This is a genomic window from Lolliginicoccus suaedae, from assembly GCF_008312885.1.
Lineage (GTDB): Bacteria > Actinomycetota > Actinomycetes > Mycobacteriales > Mycobacteriaceae > Lolliginicoccus > Lolliginicoccus suaedae.
This window is the reverse complement of sequence record NZ_VSSO01000001.1, coordinates 882,580-901,301: the sequence shown is the minus strand read 5'-3', so window position 1 is coordinate 901,301 and position 18,722 is coordinate 882,580. Positions and strand designations below refer to the sequence as shown.

Genomic DNA, 18,722 nt, shown 5'->3' with positions numbered 1-18,722 from the left:
CCCGTCCGGCGCCCCAGCCCGCGCCGCCCGTCCGGCGCCCCAGCCCGCGCCGCCCGTCCCGCGCCCCAGCCCGCGCCGCGCGCGCCGACCCAGTCAGCCCACGCCGCCAGCGCCGCCCGCCCGGCTACCCAGTCAGCACCGACCGCGCCAGCCTGGCCCGCGTGCTGGACGGCACCCGCGCGAATAGGGCCGTCATGGCTGCGGTCAGCCCCGCGAGATCCTCACGGCCCGAGAGGTACGCGCGCTGCTGCGCGGGCGGCAGCTCGAAGAAGACATCGAAGAACCCAGCCACCTCGCTCGGGGGCAGCGCGAGAAGGCTGGCGAGCCCCTTCGCGCGCAATGCCGAAACGGCCCGCGATCGCCACGAATGCAGCGCCCGCGCGGGATCGGATCGCTGGAGCACGGCAGCGGCCACGGCATCGGCCGCGCGCATGCTCGCGGCCACGCTGTAGCCAGTAGCGGGATGGCCGAGGCCGCCGCGCGCGCCGAAGCCGAGGACCCCGGCCGGGACGAAGCCGCGGGGCGGGCGCAGGGGGAACCGCACCGTTTCCGTGGGTTCCGTCCCATCGAGGTCGATGCCGCGCCCGGCGAGCCGGTCATGCAGGCGCTGGCGCAGTTCCCCGATACCGAGCGCGGGCCGCCCGGCCAGGCATGTCTCCTCGAGCAGCCATCGTCCGCCACCCACGGGCACCGCGTAGAGGAACGACGGCGTGACGCCCCCGGATCGACGAGGCGCGCGCCAATCCATGAACAGCGCTGACGCGCCGTCGAGAAGGATCCGGGCGGTGGCGGCGGGCACGAGCACGCCATAGGCTGTCTGTTCCGCTGAGCGGGGGGAGCGGGGTATGCCGCGCGCATCCACGACCAGCCGGGCCCGCAGGTGCTCGCCGCTCGCGAGGCGGGTTCCGCCTGGATCGAGCTGCTCGATGGATCCCTGGACGACGGTGGCGTTGCCCAGGCTGAGATGGCGCTGCAGGGCGGGGGTATCGAGAACGACATAGGTCCGGTCGATGGTGTGCCGCCGATGCCCCCATGCGACGGGTTGTGGCGCGCGTGCCGCGATGGTGGCCCCGGGCAGCCACGGCGGTAGCTCGTCGAGCCATGCCCCGTAGGTCGCCGTCCATGCTCGCTTGGGATTCTTGTCGATGGCCACCACGGAAAGCCCCGCTACCGTGGCGCGGTGGGCGAGGGCCCGGCCGGCGGGGCCCAGGCCGGCAACCAGGATGTCTGCGATCACGTGCGGTCCACTAGCACGGAGACGTGCTAGAGCCCGCCGGTGGCGAGCAGGCCGCCGTCTACGCGCAGGGTCTCCCCGGTGATCCACGACGCGTCGTCGGAGACCAGGAATGCCGCGGCACGGGCAATGTCCTCGGGAGTGCCGAGGCGCTTGAGCGGGTATCCCGCGGATGCTTTCTCCTCGCCGGCGGCGTAGAGGGCCTCGGCGAACTGGGTCTTGACCACTCCGGGGGCGATCGCGTTGACGCGGATGGAGGGGCCGAGCTGCCACGCGAGCTCCTCGGTGAGGCGGATCAGCGCTGCCTTGGATGCGCCGTAGGCCGAGATGACACCGGTGGAGCGCAGGCCCGCCACGCTGGCGATGTTGAGGATCGATCCGCCGTGCTCGCCCATCCAGGCGGCGTGCGCCTCCTGGACGAATCCGAGGGCGGCGACCACGTTGACGTCGAATATCTTGGACACGGCAGCGAGGTCCGCGTCGATCAGGGAGCCATACACGGGATTGATCCCGGTGTTGTTGACCAGGATGTCGAGGCTGCCGAAGCGATCAAGCGTCGCGGCGACCACACCATGCCGTGATTCGAGGTCCCCGGTGTTGCTGGGGAAGGCAACGACCCCGGCCTGGCCAGCGTCCTCGGCGAGCTCGTGGGCGGTCTCCTCGAGCGGCCCAGGCTTGCGCGCGGTGATGGCGACATTGGCGCCGCGCCGGAGCAGCTCGGCGGCGATGGCCTTGCCGATGCCCCGGCTCGCGCCCGTGATCAGTGCGGTGCGGCCAGCGAGATCGAGAGTGGTCATCCCACCACCGTAGCGGTGCGGGAGCGTTGCCCGGCAATCGACGGCCTGCTCGAGTCGTGCTCGTCGCCGTGACGTGTGGTTTCCGTGACATCGCGTCCTGGCGCGCGAACCGGTAGAGTCATGGGTTGATATCGCACGGGCTTGCCGCGTGGTTTTCCGCGATGCAAGCCTGGTTCCGCCGGAGCCCCTGAGTAGCGCTGGCCGTTGCGGCGTGGTGCTCGACGGTCACGGTGCGTGCCGCGCGTCCGATGGCGGCCTGCGGGCCATGATCGTCATCCGCGCTTGCGCCGAGGGGCAGGTACCCGTTGATCGCGCGACGCGCGGATACGGCCCTGGCGATGGTCACGATGCCTGAGGTCTTGTTGTCGAGCTGTTTGGAGTTCATGTGATTACCGCTTCTGATCTGGAAGTGCGGGCCGGGGTGCGCACCTTGCTGAGCGCGCCCGGCCCGGCGTTGCGGGTCCAGCCGGGTGATCGCATCGGTCTCGTGGGCCGCAACGGCGCGGGCAAGACCACCACGCTGCGGATCCTCGCCGGGGAGGGCGAGCCGTACGCGGGCTCGGTGTCGCGCTCCAGCGAGGTGGGCTACCTGCCGCAGGATCCGCGCGAGGGCGATCTCGACGTGCTGGCGAAGAACCGGGTGCTTTCCGCGCGCGGGCTCGATGCGCTGCTCGCGAAGATGGAGAAGCTGCAGGTGCAGATGGCGGAGCTGGGCGATGTCGCCGAGCGCGACAAGGCCATCCGCAAGTACGGCAACCTCGAGGATCGGTTCTCCTCCCTCGGTGGCTACGCTGCCGAGAGCGAGGCGGCGCGGATCTGCAACGCGCTGGGCCTGGAGGATCGGATCCTCGAGCAACCGTTGCGGACGTTGTCCGGTGGGCAGCGGCGGCGCGTGGAGCTCGCCCGCATCCTGTTCTCCGCCTCGGATGGCGCGGGCGGCAAGTCCGGCACGACGTTGCTGCTCGATGAGCCGACGAACCACCTGGATGCTGACTCGATCACCTGGCTGCGGGGCTTCCTGCAGAACCATGACGGCGGGCTCATCGTGATCTCCCACGATGTGGATCTGCTCAACGATGTGGTCAACAAGGTGTGGTTCCTCGACGCGGTGCGCGGCGAGGCGGATGTGTACAACATGACGTGGAAGCGCTATCTCGATGCGCGGGCCACTGATGAGGCCCGGCGCCGCCGGGAGCGGGCCAACGCGGAGAAGAAGGTAGCCGCGTTGAAGGTCCAGGCGGACAAGCTCGGCGCGAAGGCCACGAAGGCGGCGGCGGCGAAGAACATGATGCGTCGCGCGGACCGGATGATGGCAGAGCTCGACGACGAGCGCGTGGCCGACAAGGTGGCGCGCATCAAGTTCCCGTCGCCCGCGCCGTGCGGGCGCACGCCGCTCCATGCGTCGGGCGTATCGAAGTCTTATGGCTCGCTCGAGGTGTTCACTGGCGTCGATTGCGCGATCGACAAGGGTAGCCGGGTGGTGATCCTGGGCCTCAATGGCGCGGGCAAGACAACGCTGCTGCGCATCCTGGCTGGTGTCGAGACTCCCGATACCGGGGAGATCGAGCCGGGGCGTGGCCTGAAGCGGGGCTACTTCGCGCAGGAGCATGACACGCTCGATGATGAGGCCTCGGTGTGGGACAACATCCGGCATGCCTCTCCGGATGCGGGGGAGCAGGAGCTGCGCAGCCTGCTGGGTGCTTTCATGTTCAGTGGGCCGCAGCTCGAGCAGCCCGCGGGCACGTTGTCGGGCGGCGAGAAGACCCGCCTCGCGCTCGCGGGGCTGGTGTCGTCGGCGGCGAACGTGCTGCTGCTCGATGAGCCGACGAACAACCTGGATCCGGTCTCGCGCGAGCAGGTCCTCGATGCGCTGCGCACCTACGAGGGCGCGGTGGTGCTGGTGACGCATGATCCGGGCGCGGCGGAGGCGCTGAACCCGGAACGCGTCATCATGCTGCCCGATGGCGCGGAGGATCATTGGTCCGAGGAGTACCTGGAGCTGATCTCGCTGGCGTGATGCCGCTGGGGCTGCGGCCGCGCTGCCGTTGCTGTTGTGGCGGCTGCCGCGCGGTTGGTCAATCGTGCTGGGGCACAGGCGGTGTGATGGCGCCTGTGGATAGTTGCCTCGCGATTGTCTACGCTGAACTTTATCAGTGATTTACCTGCGTGTATGCGGGTGAACCGCACGGTGCCGAGCCCAATGGAGGTCGAGGAGATGGCAGCATCAGCGGGGATCAGCAAGGGGGCGCGGATAACCGGGGAGTCGCGAGACGTGATCCGTTCGGAGATACGCGAGCGGTACGAGTCCGGGGCGAGCATCCGATCGCTCGCTGAATCACTCGGGCGCAGCTATGGCTTCGTCCACAAGATGCTCGTGGAGTCGGATGTGCCCCTGCGTGGTCGCGGTGGCGCCAACCGGCGCAAGCGCACCGCCTAGTCCACAGGTTCCGGGCTTGCCACTGGAGTGCCCGACGGCTTGCGGCGGACGGAATCCTCGACGAGATCGAGCACCGCATCGAGATGCGTTGCCGGTTGGCCGGAGGCGACATGCGCGACGAGGCCATCGAGCACGAGATCGAGGTAGTGCAGAAGGACCGCCGTCGGGATGTCATCGCGGATGCGTCCCTTCGCGCGCTGCCGCTCGAGCCGCTGCGTGGCCGCTTCGGTGAGCTCGGTGGCTTGCTCGGCCCACTCGCGCCGGAAATCCGGATCAGTCCGGAGGCGGCGGGTGATCTCGAGGCGCGTGCCGAGCCAGTCGAACTCCTCGGGATGGGTGAGCAGGTTTCGCATCACCTGCACGAGGCCCTGTTCCGCAGCCGTATCGGCCATGCGCTGGGAGTCCTCGTGGGCGAGCGCGAGGAACAGGGCGTCCTTGTCGCGGAAGTGGTGGAAGATCGCACCGCGGGAAAGCCCGGTGGTCTCCTCGAGCCTGCGGACGGTGGCGCCCTCGTAGCCGAACTTGGCGAAGCACTGGCGGGCGCCGTCGAGGATCTGGGCTCGCCGGGCAGCAAGGTGGACTTCACTGACTCTGGGCACGACTACTAGCCCTTCGATCGTCGTCGCGGTGGGGCCGCGAAGGGCCCGGGAGGAACCGATGCGAGCATCGGCTTCCCGGGCCCTTGGCTGCTGCGGGGACCGGGAGCTACTGGCTCTTGATCATGTTGCGCAGCACGTACTGCAGGATGCCGCCGTTGCGGTAGTAGTCGGCCTCTCCAGGGGTGTCGATGCGCACGACTGCGTCGAACTCGACCTTCTCGCCGCTTTCCCTGGTGGCGGTGACATGCACGGTCCGCGGGGTGGTTCCGTTGTTGAGCTCCGCGATGCCGGAGATGTCGTACGTCTCGGTGCCGTCGAGGCCGAGGGTCTTGGCATTCTCGCCCTCGGGGAACTGCAGCGGGACGACGCCCATGCCGATGAGGTTGGAGCGGTGGATGCGCTCGAACGACTCGACGATGACCGCCTTGACGCCCAGCAGGCTCGTGCCCTTGGCCGCCCAGTCGCGCGAGGAGCCGGAGCCGTACTCCTTGCCGCCGATGACGACGAGGGGGATGCCAGCCTCCTGGTAGTTCATCGACGCATCGTAGATGAACGACTGCGGGCCGCCCTCCTGGGTGAAGTCGCGGGTGTAGCCACCGGAGACGTCATCGAGGAGCTGGTTCTTCAGGCGGATGTTGGCGAAGGTGCCGCGGATCATCACCTCGTGGTTGCCGCGCCGCGAGCCGAGGGAGTTGTAGTCCTTGCGCTCCACGCCGTGCGAGTCGAGGTACTGCGCCGCAGGGGTGCCCGGCTTGATCGGACCGGCTGGCGAGATGTGGTCGGTGGTGACCGAGTCGCCGAGCAGCGCGAGCACGCGAGCGCCGGCGATGTCCGAAACGGGTGTGGTCTCCATCGTCATGCCGTCGAAGTACGGAGGCTTCCGCACGTAGGTCGAGTTCGTGTCCCATGCGAACGTGTCGCCCGCCGGGGTCTCGAGGTTCTGCCAGCGCGAGTCGCCCTCGAAAATCGTGGCGTACGAGGTGCGGAACATGTCCTGGCTGATCGCGGTCTTGATCGTGTCGTCGATCTCCTGCGCGGAGGGCCAGATGTCCGTCAGGAACACGTCGTTGCCGTCAGTGTCCTGGCCGAGCGGGTCGGTCTCGAAGTCGAAGTCCATCGTGCCCGCGAGGCCGTAGGCGATGACCAGCGGCGGCGAGGCCAGGTAGTTCATCTTGACGTCGGGGGAGATGCGGCCTTCGAAGTTGCGGTTGCCCGAGAGGACCGCAGTGACGGTGAGGTCGTTCTCGTTGACGGCCGCGCTGATCTCCGGCGCGAGCGGACCCGTGTTGCCGATGCACGTGGTGCAGCCGTAGCCACCGAGGTAGTAACCGAGCTTCTCGAGGTACGGCCACAGGCCGGCCTTCTCGTAGTAGTCGTTCACGACCTGCGAACCGGGTGCCATGTTGGTCTTGACCCATGGCTTGGTCGCGAGGCCCTTCTCGACGGCGTTGCGGGCCAGCAGTGCGGCGCCCAGCATGACCGACGGGTTCGAGGTGTTGGTGCACGAGGTGATACCTGCAACGACGACAGCACCATGGTCGAGGACGAACTCGCCGCCCTGCTCGGTGGTGACCTTCACTGGCTTGGTCGGACGACCCTCGGCACCGTTGGCGGCGGAAACGACCTGCACAGCGTCATCGTCGGCGAAGGACAGCGTGGCCGGGTCCGAGGCCGGGAAGGACTCCTCGATGGCCTCGTCGAGGTGGGTGTGCGGCGTCTCGTCTGCCTGGTGGTCGCCGTCGTTGGTGTAGTTGTGGATGTCCTTGCGGAACGCGATCTTCGACTCGCTCAGCAGGATGCGGTCCTGCGGGCGCTTCGGGCCGGCGATCGACGGGACGACGGTCGACAGGTCGAGTTCCAGGTATTCGGAGTACTCGGGCTCATTGTCCGCATCGTGCCACATGCCCTGCTCCTTGGCGTACGCCTCGACGAGAGCGAGCTGCTCGTCGGTGCGGCCGGTCAGGCGCAGGTAGTTGATGGTCTCGCCGTCGATCGGGAAGATCGCGGCAGTCGAACCGAACTCGGGGCTCATGTTGCCGAGGGTCGCGCGGTTCGCGAGCGGAACCTCGCCTACACCCTTGCCGTAGAACTCGACGAACTTTCCGACGACTCCATGCTTGCGCAGCATGTCGGTGACGGTGAGAACGACGTCCGTGGCAGTGACGCCAGGCTTGATCTCGCCGGTCAGCTTGAAGCCGACCACGCGCGGGATGAGCATGGAGACGGGCTGGCCGAGCATGGCCGCCTCTGCCTCGATGCCGCCGACGCCCCAGCCCAGCACACCGAGGCCGTTGACCATCGTGGTGTGCGAGTCGGTGCCGACGCAGGTATCGGGGTACGCCTGACCGTTGCGGATCATGACCGTGGGGGCGAGGTACTCGATGTTGACCTGGTGGACGATGCCCATGCCGGGGGGGACGACCCGAAAATCGTCGAACGCGCCCTGGCCCCAGCGAAGGAACTGGTAGCGCTCGCCGTTGCGCTCGTACTCGAGGTCGACGTTGCGCTCGAGCGCGTCGGCGCGGCCGAACACATCGAGGATGACCGAGTGGTCGATGACCATGTCGGCGGGGGAGAGTGGGTTGACCTTCTGCGGATCGCCACCGAGGGCGGTGACGGCCTCGCGCATGGTGGCGAGGTCAACTACGCAGGGCACGCCGGTGAAGTCCTGCATGATCACGCGGGCGGGGGTGAACTGGATCTCCACGCTGGGCTGGGCGCTGGGATCCCAGTTGGCGAGCGCGTCGATGTGGTCCTTGGTGATGTTGGCCCCGTCCTCGGTACGCAGGAGGTTCTCCGCGAGGACCTTGAGGGCGTAGGGCAGTTTCTCGGTGCCGGGAACCTGGTTGAGGCGGAAGATCTCGTAGGACTTGTCCCCAACCTCCAGTGTTCCGCGCGCTCCAAAGGAATCAATGCTGGTGCTCACGTCAGCTCCACTCGTCGATAAGTCTTCCGCCAGCTGGGCTGAGCCGACGGGTTGCGCCATCTGCAGGGCTGCTGCACAACGCGCCATCTGAAAGAATGCCAGGCCGTTGTGCGGTTCGCTGCGAGGTGGCAGGAAATAGTCTAACAGTACGTCCGTACTGTGAACCAGGGGGGTGCGTGCTTGCTCGCGCCGGAGGCCCGGCCGGGCGCGAGGAGGCTCGGTGCCGGGACTCGCGCGGCGGTGTCGAGTACCCTCACTGGGACGGTTCGGACAGGTGGAAGGATCAGGCATCTCATGGGAATCGGTGCAGTGCACGCGCAGGTGCCGCCAGGGCTCGATCTCGCGGAGGTGCTCGATGGCCTGTCCGATGACAACGTCTGGGCCCCGGAGGCGGACGTCGGCGCGCTGCGCGAGATCGTCGCCGAGGCGGCCGATTCGGGCATCGACCTGAAGATCGTTGCCGTGCCCTATCACCCCGTGTACGGCAGCGGCCTGCGTGATCTCGCCAACGATATCGGTGCCGCCGACAGTGGCACCGTGCTGGCGCTGAGCCCGTTCGCGGTGGGCACCTATAGCGATGATGTCGACAGGTTCACGCTCGAGGGCGCCCAGCATGACGTGGTCCCGGGCGATCCGGTCGTGGCCTCGTCGACCTTCGTCGACGGTGTGACCGAGCAGGGGTTCCCGTGGACCGCCGTGACCCTGGTGGCGCTGGCATCCCTCGTGATCGCCGTGGTGGCGCTCCGGTTGTGGACGCGTCGCGGGTACTTCGCGCAGCAGTAACGCGTTCTTGGGCAATGCGCGCTGGTCGCCGGGCAATTGCCGCGACCATGTTTCGTACTAGTATGCGAAATGCATGCAGCCTTGCGCATTCTTTGTCCCATTCACAGTTATGTACTCGTGATCCTCTGAAAATGGTCCGTTTAATCCTCAAGTGACGTACCTTCCAGGAAAGCGCAGTGGATGCATGCCCTGTTCCGCGATGCCGGGGAGCAGCAACGGATCGTCCACGGGAAAAGTAAACGATCGCACCGCTAGCGCCTCCCGTGCTCGCGGCAACCCTTCCCGCGCGCTTGCCCCATACGTTCCAGGAGGAGACGCGCGTGCGCATTTCGCGAATACTCTGGCCCATTGCGGTCACCGCTTCCTTGCTGCTAGCAGCTGTTCCGGCTGCCGCCGCCAACCCCCTGTTCGGCAGTATCAGCGGCCCGGCCCCAGCGCCGTCTAGCCCAGCGCCGTCGAGCCCAGCGCCGTCCGCGCCGCAGGTTCCGCTGGCGCCACCCGAGACTCCTGCTGCCGAGAAGCCAGTGACCCCACCGGTCGTCGAGGATCCACCTGTCTCGCTGACCCGCGCGCAGATGGTCATCGATCGTGCCCGATCCCAGGTCGGCGTGCCCTACGCGTGGGGTGGCGGCAATATCCATGGCCCCACGCGCGGCATCCGGGATGGTGGCGTGGCGGATCGGCATGGCGACTTCAACAAGATTGGTTTCGACTGCTCGGGCCTGCTCGTCTATTCCTTCGCTGGCGCCGGGGTCTTCCTCCCGCGGACGAGTGGTGCCATCTTCCGGGCTGGAACGCAGGTGCCGCTCGCGCAGCGCAAGCCTGGTGATGTGCTGTTCTATGGCCCCGGCGGCAGTCACCACGCCGCCCTCTACATCGGCAACGGAATGGTCATCGAATCACCCTTCTCGGGCGCCACCGTGCGTATTGCGCCCATCAACTGGTCCGGAATCCAGCCCGTCGCGGTGCGGTTCGTCTAGGGCGGGCTCGTCCAGGGCGAAGTTGCGGATTGGTTGCGATCAGCGCATGTCGACGGCGTAAATCACCATGTCATTGTTTCGGCTTCGATACGACTCGATGAATCAGTGATCGCGCCGGGCGCCGGACTCCTAGCCTCGGCTGCGACAGTGCGCGGCTCACGGCAGGCCTGGCAACCAGGTCTGTCCCTGTTCCGAGCGCGATACCCGGAATCGTGACGAATGGAAGCCGCGGATGCCCCGACAATGCCCTGACAATGGTGCGACACGGCATGCGCCAGCTTTCCCTCGAGCATTGCCCGCCGTCATGGCCGCCGCGCTGGTCCTCGCGGGACCGGCGGCAGCCAGCGCTGCGGCCAACCCTTCGCCGGAGCTGTCGGCGATCGAGGTCTCCGACCCGTGGTCCTCGCCCGAGCGTGCCCAGCGGATCGAGGCAGTCATCGACCGCGCGCGCGGCCAGCTCGGCATTCCCTATGCCTGGGGCGGCGGGGGAGCGCACGGACCGGGTCCCGGCGTGCGCGACGGAGGCATCGCGGATGCGCACGGCGACTTCGAGAAGATCGGCTTCGACTGCTCGGGGCTGATGGTGTATTCCTTCGCCGGAGCCGAGGTGCGATTGCCTCGCTACAGCGGTCACATGCTTCACGCCGGGCCGCGCGTGCCGGTCGGGGCGGCCCAGCGCGGCGACATGCTGTTCTGGGGGGATGGTGGACGCGACCACGTGGCCCTCTATCTCGGCGACGGAACCGTCCTCGAGGCGCCCTACTCGGGGGGCCACGTTCGCATCGCGCCCCTCGACCGCGCCGGGCTCCTGCCGTTCGCTGTCCGCATGATCTGAGCCCCAGGCGCCCAGGGCGCGGGCATTCCCCGGCCGAACCTGCAATAGTGGTTCGGAGTACTGGACACGCCGGGCCCAGCCCGGCACGAGCGACAACGGTGGTCATCGACAGTGACGTTCGAGCAGACAGGCAACCGGGACGACGGGCGCGCGCCGACCGGGGCGGATGCAGGGCCCAGCGCGGCTTCGGCGCGCGAGGACGCGCAGCTCCTCGAGCGCGCGGCGCACGAGGTCAAGCGCGTCATCGTGGGCCAGGACAGGCTCGTCGAGCGGCTCCTCGTCGGGATGCTGGCCAAGGGCCACGTCCTCCTCGAGGGCGTTCCCGGCGTCGCCAAGACCCTGGCGGTCTCGACCCTCTCGACCGTCATCGGTGGCAGCTTCTCGCGCGTGCAGTTCACCCCGGACCTCGTGCCCACCGACCTCATCGGTACCCGCATCTATCGCCAGGGCCGCGAGCAGTTCGATACCGAGCTCGGCCCGGTCGTGGCGAACTTCGTCCTCGCCGACGAGATCAACCGCGCGCCCGCCAAGGTGCAATCGGCTCTGCTCGAGGTGATGGCCGAGCATCACGTCTCCATCGGTGGCAAGCGCTTCCCCGTGCCCGAGCCCTTCCTCGTGCTCGCCACCCAGAACCCCATCGAGAGCGAGGGCGTGTACCCGCTCCCCGAGGCGCAGCGCGACCGCTTCCTGTTCAAGGTCCTCGTCGACTACCCATCGGTCGAGGAGGAGCGGGAGATCGTCTACCGGATGGGCGTCACCACCCCGACCGCGCGCCAGATCCTCGATCCCGAGAAGGTCATTCGGCTGCAGCGCTCGGCGAGCAACGTCTTCGTCCACCATGCGCTCATCGACTACGTCGTTCGCGTCATCACCGCGACCCGCGACCCGCGCTCTCTCGGCCTCGATGACGTCGCGAGCTGGCTCGCCTACGGCGCATCACCCCGCGCCACCCTCGGCATCATCGCGGCAGCGCGAGCCCTTGCCCTCCTGCGCGGCCGCGACTACGTCATCCCCCAGGATGTCGTCGAGATCATCCCCGATGTGCTGCGCCACCGGCTCGTCCTGAGCTTCGATGCCCTCGCGGACGACATCACCACCGAGACGATCATCGACCGCGTGCTGCACACCGTCGGTCTGCCCCAGGTCACCTCGCAGCAGGTTCCTGGCCAGCCCGCGATGACCCAGCAACCGTCCGCGCAGCCACCGTCCGCCCGCCCGTGAACCGGCAGCCACGAGGACTTTGATGGACACGCCTTCCTCCGGCGATCAGCACGGCCAGCATCCCGCCCCGCCGTCGTTCGCGCGCGGCGAGCTCCGCGACCCCCGGCTCGCCGCGGCCCTGCGCACCCTGGAGCTCACCGTCAAGCGCAAGCTCGACGGCATCCTCCACGGCGAGCACCTCGGCCTCATCCCGGGCCCCGGCTCCGAGCCTGGCGACGCGCGCCCCTACGAGCCCGGGGACGACGTCCGGCAGATGGACTGGTCCGTCACCGCCCGCACCACCCACCCGCACGTGCGGCAGACCGTCGCCGACCGCGAGCTCGAGAGCTGGATCGTGCTCGACCTCTCCGCCAGCCTCGACTTCGGCACCGCCGGGAGCGAGAAACGGGACCTCGCGGTCGCGGCCTCCGCCGCGGTCACCTACCTCACGGGCGGAGGAGCCAACCGCATCGGCGCGCTCGTCTCCAACGGAGCCACCACCACGCGCATCCCCGCGAGATCAGGCCTGCACCACCGCCAGGTACTGCTGCGACGCATCGCCACCACCCCGCGCGCGCCCTCGGGCACCCGCGGCAGCCTCGACTCCGTCATCGATTCCCTGCGCCGCCCGCCCCGTCGCCGCGGCCTCGCCGTCATCATCAGTGATTTCCTTGGCCCCATCGACTGGGAACGTTCCTTGCGGGCTGTCTCGCACCGCCATGACCTGCTCGCCATCGAGGTCATCGATCCCCGCGACCTCTCCCTGCCCGACGTGGGGCATGTCGTGCTGCAGGACCCGGAATCGGGCGAGACCCGCGAGATCGTCACCTCGCGCCGAATCCGCCGCGACTTCGCCCTTGCTGCCGAGCAGCAGCGCGCCGCCGTCGAGACCGCTCTGCGCCGCTGCGGCTGCCCGCGGCTGACCCTGCGCACCGACAGTGACTGGATCGCCGACATCGTGCGGTTCGTCGCCGCACGGCGCTACCAGTTCTCCGCGCCCGCCGCTGGTGCTGCCCGCCGTCCGCCAGGAGGCTCGCTATGAGCCTCACCGGATTCACCAGCCCCTGGTGGCTGCTCTTCCTCCTCGTCATCGCTGCCCTCGTCGTGGGCTATGTGATCGCGCTGCGCGCCCGCCAGCGCAATATCATGAAGTTCACCAACCTCGCGCTGCTCGATACCGTCGCCCCCCGGCGGCCCCACGCCGAGCGGCACATCCCGGCGGTGCTGATGCTCGTCGGGCTCGCCCTGCTCACCGTCGCGCTCGCCTCCCCGACGAAGGAGCAGCGTGTGCCGCGCGACCGGGCCACCGTCATCCTCGCCATCGACACCTCCTTGTCCATGGAGGCCACCGATGTCACGCCGTCCAGGCTCGTCGCCGCGCAGGAAGCCGCCATCGACTTCGCCGAGGGCCTGCCCGAAGGACTCAACCTGGGCCTCGTCAGCTATGCCGGAACCGCATCAGTGCTCGTCCCGCCCACCACGGACAGGGCCCCGGTGACCAGCGCCATCGATCGGCTCGAGCTCTCCGAGCGCACCGCCACCGGAGAAGCGATCTTCACCTCGCTGCAGGCCATCGAGAGCATCGCCGCGATCATCCCCGGCGAGGACGAGCCGCCCCCGGCACATATCGTGCTGATCTCCGACGGCAAGCAAACCGTGCCCGCCGACCTCGACGCGCCCCGCGGCGCGTTCACCGCGGCCCGGCTCTCCGGCGAGCGCGATATCCCCGTCTCGACCATCTCGTTCGGCACCATGATCGGATCCGTCGTCATCGAGGACCAGGTCATCCCAGTGCCCGTGGACGAGGCATCGATGCAGGACATCGCCGCGATCAGTGGCGGCGAGTTCTACGCCGCGGCCACGCAGGAGGAGCTCGCCGCGGTCTACGAGACCCTCGAGTCCCAGATTGGCTACGAGATCCGCCGCGGCGACGCCAGCCAGCCGTGGCTGATCCTTGGCACCCTGTTCATCGCTATCGCCGGTGGCATCGCGCTCGTCGTCAGCCGCCGCATCCCCTGAGCCGGTCGGCACAGGCTGTGGCTCAAGGGTGGCGGTTCGCGGGGCGCGAGACGCGCTGCTCAGACCGAAGCGGGCCGTCAACAGCACTAGGCGTCGTCGAGCTTGTCCGCTGAACCAGCCGGCCGGGCAGCCTCACCCCCGGACACGACGGTCAACAGGCTCCCGATCGAGACTTCCACCACAGCGCGCGACCATGCGAGCGATGGATCGGCGCCTGAGCGCGCTTGGCGTCCCGGCTCGCGGTCCGCACCACTGCCACCAGGCAGTATCCGCAACGACATGTCCGGGCCGCCGTCCAGCGGCACGGCTAGCGCACCGCAGTTCGCGCACTCGCTGCTCACCAGCACGTCGACACGAGAGACACCGCGAACCAGGTCGAACCGTGCATCGAGCTCGCGCACCGAGAGCGTGGCCCCATCGAATGCGCCGGAAACAGCCGGAGTGGACCCAACGACCGTCACGCACCCATCGAGGAACGGATTGACCCGATCCAGCATCGGCATCGCCGCCCGCACCGCGCCCTCATCGAGACCGACCGACACCATGAGCTCATCGAACGCCTCGCTCATCGATACCGGCCGGACCTCATACGCCCAGAAATCCCCGCGAGACGGCACTTCTTGCCGCACGACGCGGACGATACGATGCGGGTCAAGCAGGGTCGGCGCCGTGCTGGATCCACCGGGCAAGTCCAGGACATCCCCCGCGCGGGCAAGGCCACCTCGGCGCAGACCTGCTAACGCATCTGGTCGCCACGCGCGCAAGGGCGCGTCCGCCAGCACATACGTCATGCCGTCAACCCGCAGCACCCTCGGGGGCGCACCAGCCGATCCGGCAGCGTCCACGACCACTCCATTGCTCGTGCCGACGCGCATCGACACCGCCAGCAGGCCCGGCAAGTCCTGCTCCCGGACAGGCACGCATTCGCTCGTCGCGCCCGCTCCCATCGCGATGATCGTGGTCGTCAGGAGCAGCAGCACGATCGCGCCGATGGCCTCCTGGCTCCTGCGCGCTAGTCCCGCAGCCGGGGAACGCTTGGACCGCTCCATGACCCACCAGCTTTCTTGCAAGCCCACGCTCTCTATGACCTCATTGTCGACCTCGGCTCTGACAAGAATCCGGGGTAGCGGGAGGGGCGAATTCGCGCGCCGGCGGCACGCGCGCGCGGGCGAGGGGATAGGTTGGCAGGCATGTCTAGTGATTCATCGACGGGTTTTGTCGCGCGCTCCGTACTCGTGACGGGGGGCAATCGCGGTATCGGCCTCGCGATCGCGCGCCGCCTGCAAGCGGACGGCCACAAAGTAGCGGTCACCCACCGCGGCTCGGGCGTGCCGGACGGCCTGTTCGGGGTGCAGTGCGATGTGACCGACACCGCGTCCGTGGACGCCGCGTTCACCGAGGTCGAGCAGCACCAGGGTCCCGTGGAGGTGCTCGTGGCGAATGCGGGCATCACCGACGACACCCTGCTGATGCGGATGAGCGACGAGCAGTTCGAGCGAGTCATCAACGCGAACCTGACAGGCGCGTTCCGCGTCGCGAAGCGCGCCACACGATCCATGCTGCGCGCGAGGTTCGGCCGGTTCATCTTCCTCGGCTCCGTGGTGGGCCTCGCCGGTGGACCGGGCCAGGTCAACTACGCGGCCTCCAAGGCCGGAGTGATCGGCATGGCCCGGTCGCTCACCCGCGAGCTAGGCTCCCGCAGCATCACCGCGAACGTCGTGGCGCCAGGCTTCATCGAGACCGACATGACCGCCGAACTCGCCGATGATCACAAGAAGATGATCACCGGTGCGGTACCGCTGGCGCGCGCCGGGCAGCCCGAGGAAGTCGCTGGAGTGGTGAGCTGGCTCGCCTCCGACGATGCGCGCTACGTATCCGGTGCCGTGATCCCCGTCGACGGTGGCCTCGGCATGGGGCACTGAGCCAGCCCGGCTAGCGCGCGGGCCCCTCGGCCCGGCAACCATTATCTTTCCCTACCTGGAGGTACACATGAGCGGTCTGCTCGCAGGCAAGCGCCTACTGATCACCGGAGTGATCACCGATTCGTCGATCGCGTTCCACGTCGCCAAGGCAGCGCAGGAGCAGGGCGCGGAGGTGATCCTCACCGGGTTCGCACGCATGCGGCTGATCGAGCGGATCGCGCAGCGCCTCCCCAAGCCCGCGCCGGTCATCGAGCTCGACGTGCAGAACGACGAGCATCTCGCCACCCTCGCCGACCGCGTGCGCGAGCATGTCGACGGCCTCGACGGCGTGGTGCACTCCATCGGCTTCGCGCCGCCATCCTGCCTGGGCAGCCCCTTCCTCGACGCGCCATGGAAGGACGTCGCTGTCGCCACCGAGGTATCCGCCTACTCCTACGCCTCGCTCGCCAAGGCCGTGCAGCCGCTGATGCAGCCCGGCGGCTCCATCGTTGGCATGGACTTCGACCCGCGCAACGCGATGCCGTTCTACAACTGGATGGGCGTTGCCAAGGCCGCCCTCGAATCGATCAACCGCTACGTCGCGCGCGAGCTCGGCCCCCTGGGCATCCGCTCCAACCTCGTCGCCGCCGGGCCCATCCGCACCCTCGCGGCCAAGGCCATCGCTGGGACCGCCACCGGCGCGGGCGAGGAGATCCGGCAGATCAACGAGAAGTGGGACGAGCGCGCCCCCCTCGGCTGGGACGCCGACGACCCCACCCCTGTCGCGCAGACCGTGTGCGCCGTGCTGTCGGACTGGCTGCCCAAGACCACCGGCACCGTGATCTACGTCGATGGTGGCGCGAGCACCCAGGCATTCTGATACTGGTGGGCATGGAAGATTCCTCCGCAGGGCACTTCGATGCCTTGCTCTACCTCTCCTTCGGCGGGCCCGAGCAGCCCGCGGACGTGCGCCCGTTCCTCGAGAACGTGACGCGCGGCCGCAACGTGCCCCCCGAGCGCCTCGACGAGGTGGAGCAGCACTACCTGCACTTCGGCGGCGTCTCACCGATCAACGCCCTCAACCGCGACATCATCACCCAGGTGGAGCGCGAGCTCGCGCGGCGCGGGCAGGACCTGCCGGTGTACTTCGGCAACCGCAATTGGCACCCGCTCGCCGAGGACGCCGTCGCCCGCATGGCCGAGGACGGCGTGCAGCGGGCGCTGGTGTTCCCCACCTCGGCATGGGGCGGCTACTCCGGCTGCCGGCAATACCACGAGGACATCGCCCGCGCCCTCGCTGCGGCTGGCCCCGGGATCGAGCTGGTCAAGCTGCGGCACTACTACGACCACCCGCTGCTCATCGAGGCATTCGCCGACGCCATCCGCGCCGCCCGCGACGAGCTTCCCGCGGGGGTGAGGGACGCAGCGCGCCTGGTGTTCACCGCCCACTCCGTTCCCGAGAGCGCCGACGCGGCCGCTGGGCTGCCCGAGGAAGGCGGCCATCTCTACAGCCGGCAAGTCCACGAGGCCGCCGCGCTGTGCGCCGAAGCAGTCGGCTACAACGAGTTCGACGTAGTGTGGCAGTCGCGCTCCGGCCCCGCACGCATCCCCTGGCTCGAGCCCGACATCTGCGACCACACCGAGTCACTCGCTGCGCGCGGCGAGACCGCCATCATCATCTGCCCCGTCGGATTCGTCTCCGACCACCTCGAGGTGGTGTGGGACCTCGACACCGAGGCCCGCGAGACCGCCGACAAGCTCGGCATCGCCCTCGCCCGCGCCGCCACCCCCGGCACCGACGAGCGATTCACCACCATGATCGCCGACCTCATCGACGAGGCCTTGGGCGGTCGCGAGCCAATCCGCTGCGGCAGCGCCCCCTCGCGAGGCTCCACCAGCAACGGTGCACCCTGCGCGGTGGGCTGCTGCGAGATGCCCGCGCGGCCTGTGCGCGGTGGTGATGCTGCTAGCGGGCGCGCGTCATAGGGGCGTGTCGGACTGCCGGTTGCCGGCCCAGCCGGTTGTGTGAGCTTTTGCACCCTCCCAAGCGCCCAGCGGGGTGCAGAACTGCACACTTCCGGCCTGGCGGAGGCGGGGCAGCGCCGGGCCAACCCGAACCCAGGCCGAGGGAACCTACCGTGGCGGGGCGACGCACGCGGTGAATGCCGCGATGCGGGCCTGGCGCACGGTGTCGAGCAGAGGGCGCAGGACTTCGTCACGATGCGCGATCCCGGTGGCCGACAGCGACTCGAGCGCTCCGTGCTCTCCGGCGACACGGAGGATGGCGTCCACTTCGTTGGCAGTGTCGAGCACGCGGGCCGCCCGTGGCGGGATGGCGTCGGGAAAGCGATGCATCGACAGGTCCGCGAGGGCCTCGACAATGAGCGGGCGGACCTCCCGCGGCCCGGCGAGATCGGTGAACTGCATCGTGGCGAGCGCGGATGCCGCTTCGCGGGTGGCTTGCCGCAGCAGGTACTCGGCCTCGCCGAGGGGCATGGCGTCCGCGTGAGGGATACCTGGGGCGGTCGGGTAAACCGTCCATGTGAGTGCCTCGTCCCCGGCTTCGGCGGGCACAAGGCCGAAGGTGCCACCGGGCGCGTCAATGAGTACTGCCTCGCCGGCATCGAGCGCGGCGGTGGCGAGGTCGCTGCCTGCTGGGATGCCCCGCACGTCGCCGGGCACGGGCAGGGCCACGGCGAACCGGCCGCCGACAGTGCGCATCATGCGGAGCAGGTGCACAACCGAGCCATCGGACTCGTCGAACCACTCCTCGGCCACGGGGGGTCCCGCGAGCCTCTCGCCGGCCACCCGCTCGCCCGCGGTGACGAAATGCAGGGGTGCCCACAGGTGCAGCGCATCCACGACGTCATCGGGGGCGGCGCCACCGGCAAGCCAGTGCGACGCCCACACGGCTAGGGAAGCGCTGGGGCAGGACATGACAAACCAGCATAGATCGGCGTGGCAGCCTCCACCATTTCCCGCTCTGCCGCTAGCGTGTGGCGTCGTGGTGG

General features: G+C 68.7%; 18 protein-coding genes. 11 read left to right on the top strand and 7 right to left on the bottom strand.

Annotated features, from left to right (window positions below):
• Positions 1 to 124: 124 nt before the first annotated feature.
• The 3 genes from FXO18_RS04120 to FXO18_RS04110 form a co-directional block, all read right to left on the bottom strand.
• Positions 125 to 1,237 (bottom strand): lycopene cyclase family protein, encoded by a 1,113-nt coding sequence (locus tag FXO18_RS04120; RefSeq protein WP_235900430.1) that lies wholly within the window; start codon positions 1,235 to 1,237, stop codon positions 125 to 127.
• A 26-nt stretch (positions 1,238 to 1,263) separates the two neighbouring features.
• Entirely contained in the window at positions 1,264 to 2,031 is a 768-nt protein-coding gene (locus tag FXO18_RS04115; RefSeq protein ID WP_149359763.1) for an SDR family oxidoreductase, read from the bottom strand.
• A 118-nt stretch (positions 2,032 to 2,149) separates the two neighbouring features.
• The gene (locus FXO18_RS04110; protein ID WP_149359762.1) at positions 2,150 to 2,416 is read right to left on the bottom strand and encodes a hypothetical protein; all 267 of its coding nucleotides are present in this window, start codon (positions 2,414 to 2,416) and stop codon (positions 2,150 to 2,152) included.
• Here FXO18_RS04110 and FXO18_RS04105 point away from each other — a divergent pair, their 5' ends adjacent.
• Positions 2,417 to 4,048, top strand: coding sequence for an ABC-F family ATP-binding cassette domain-containing protein (locus FXO18_RS04105; protein ID WP_149359761.1), 1,632 nt, complete (start codon positions 2,417 to 2,419; stop codon positions 4,046 to 4,048). It begins immediately after the preceding gene.
• Between the two features lie 198 nt (positions 4,049 to 4,246).
• Positions 4,247 to 4,468 carry a helix-turn-helix domain-containing protein gene (locus FXO18_RS04100; RefSeq protein WP_149359760.1) on the top strand — a complete coding sequence of 74 codons (222 nt, stop codon included), beginning with the start codon at positions 4,247 to 4,249 and terminating at the stop codon, positions 4,466 to 4,468.
• Here the strand turns inward: FXO18_RS04100 and FXO18_RS04095 are convergent.
• Both FXO18_RS04095 and acnA read right to left on the bottom strand, forming a co-directional pair.
• Positions 4,465 to 5,067 (bottom strand): TetR/AcrR family transcriptional regulator, encoded by a 603-nt coding sequence (locus tag FXO18_RS04095; protein WP_149359759.1) that lies wholly within the window; start codon positions 5,065 to 5,067, stop codon positions 4,465 to 4,467. The two genes, FXO18_RS04100 and FXO18_RS04095, sit on opposite strands and share 4 nt — an antisense overlap.
• Before the next feature lie 106 nt (positions 5,068 to 5,173).
• The gene (acnA, locus tag FXO18_RS04090) at positions 5,174 to 7,993 is read right to left on the bottom strand and encodes an aconitate hydratase AcnA (RefSeq protein WP_149359758.1); all 2,820 of its coding nucleotides are present in this window, start codon (positions 7,991 to 7,993) and stop codon (positions 5,174 to 5,176) included.
• Positions 7,994 to 8,287: 294 nt separating this feature from the next.
• Between acnA and FXO18_RS04085 the strand changes: the two genes are divergently transcribed.
• The 6 genes from FXO18_RS04085 to FXO18_RS04060 all read left to right on the top strand — a co-directional run bounded on the left by FXO18_RS04085 (position 8,288) and on the right by FXO18_RS04060 (position 13,810).
• The gene (locus tag FXO18_RS04085; RefSeq protein ID WP_149359757.1) at positions 8,288 to 8,776 is read left to right on the top strand and encodes an Rv1476 family membrane protein; all 489 of its coding nucleotides are present in this window, start codon (positions 8,288 to 8,290) and stop codon (positions 8,774 to 8,776) included.
• 524 nt (positions 8,777 to 9,300) lie between these two features.
• Positions 9,301 to 9,756 carry an NlpC/P60 family protein gene (locus tag FXO18_RS04080; protein WP_328593328.1) on the top strand — a complete coding sequence of 152 codons (456 nt, stop codon included), beginning with the start codon at positions 9,301 to 9,303 and terminating at the stop codon, positions 9,754 to 9,756.
• Between the two features lie 292 nt (positions 9,757 to 10,048).
• Positions 10,049 to 10,591, top strand: a complete 543-nt coding sequence (locus FXO18_RS04075) for a C40 family peptidase (RefSeq protein WP_235900429.1) — start codon at positions 10,049 to 10,051, stop codon at positions 10,589 to 10,591.
• A gap of 111 nt (positions 10,592 to 10,702) precedes the next feature.
• On the top strand, positions 10,703 to 11,812 hold the full coding sequence (locus tag FXO18_RS04070) for an AAA family ATPase (protein WP_149359755.1): 1,110 nt from the start codon (positions 10,703 to 10,705) through the stop codon (positions 11,810 to 11,812).
• A 22-nt stretch (positions 11,813 to 11,834) separates the two neighbouring features.
• Positions 11,835 to 12,833: a DUF58 domain-containing protein gene (locus FXO18_RS04065; protein ID WP_149359754.1), complete on the top strand. Its 999-nt coding sequence runs from the start codon at positions 11,835 to 11,837 to the stop codon at positions 12,831 to 12,833.
• Complete coding sequence (locus tag FXO18_RS04060) at positions 12,830 to 13,810, top strand: VWA domain-containing protein (protein ID WP_149359753.1); 981 nt, start codon at positions 12,830 to 12,832, stop codon at positions 13,808 to 13,810. Before FXO18_RS04065 ends, FXO18_RS04060 begins: the two co-directional genes overlap by 4 nt.
• An 86-nt stretch (positions 13,811 to 13,896) precedes the next feature.
• Here FXO18_RS04060 and FXO18_RS04055 read toward each other — a convergent pair whose 3' ends face one another.
• Positions 13,897 to 14,859 (bottom strand): hypothetical protein, encoded by a 963-nt coding sequence (locus tag FXO18_RS04055; RefSeq protein ID WP_149359752.1) that lies wholly within the window; start codon positions 14,857 to 14,859, stop codon positions 13,897 to 13,899.
• 141 nt (positions 14,860 to 15,000) lie between these two features.
• Here FXO18_RS04055 and fabG1 point away from each other — a divergent pair, with 141 nt between their 5' ends.
• From fabG1 to FXO18_RS04040, 3 genes are all read left to right on the top strand, one after another.
• Entirely contained in the window at positions 15,001 to 15,732 is a 732-nt protein-coding gene (gene fabG1 / locus FXO18_RS04050; protein WP_149359751.1) for a 3-oxoacyl-ACP reductase FabG1, read from the top strand.
• A 67-nt stretch (positions 15,733 to 15,799) separates the two neighbouring features.
• A complete protein-coding gene (gene inhA / locus FXO18_RS04045) occupies positions 15,800 to 16,591 on the top strand; it encodes an NADH-dependent enoyl-ACP reductase InhA (protein ID WP_149359750.1) in 792 nt (263 codons plus the stop codon).
• 11 nt (positions 16,592 to 16,602) lie between these two features.
• Positions 16,603 to 17,697 (top strand): ferrochelatase, encoded by a 1,095-nt coding sequence (locus tag FXO18_RS04040; RefSeq protein ID WP_149359749.1) that lies wholly within the window; start codon positions 16,603 to 16,605, stop codon positions 17,695 to 17,697.
• A gap of 147 nt (positions 17,698 to 17,844) precedes the next feature.
• Here the strand turns inward: FXO18_RS04040 and FXO18_RS04035 are convergent, their stop codons facing one another.
• Positions 17,845 to 18,648 (bottom strand): hypothetical protein, encoded by an 804-nt coding sequence (locus FXO18_RS04035; protein ID WP_149359748.1) that lies wholly within the window; start codon positions 18,646 to 18,648, stop codon positions 17,845 to 17,847.
• Between the last annotated feature and the right edge of the window lie 74 nt (positions 18,649 to 18,722).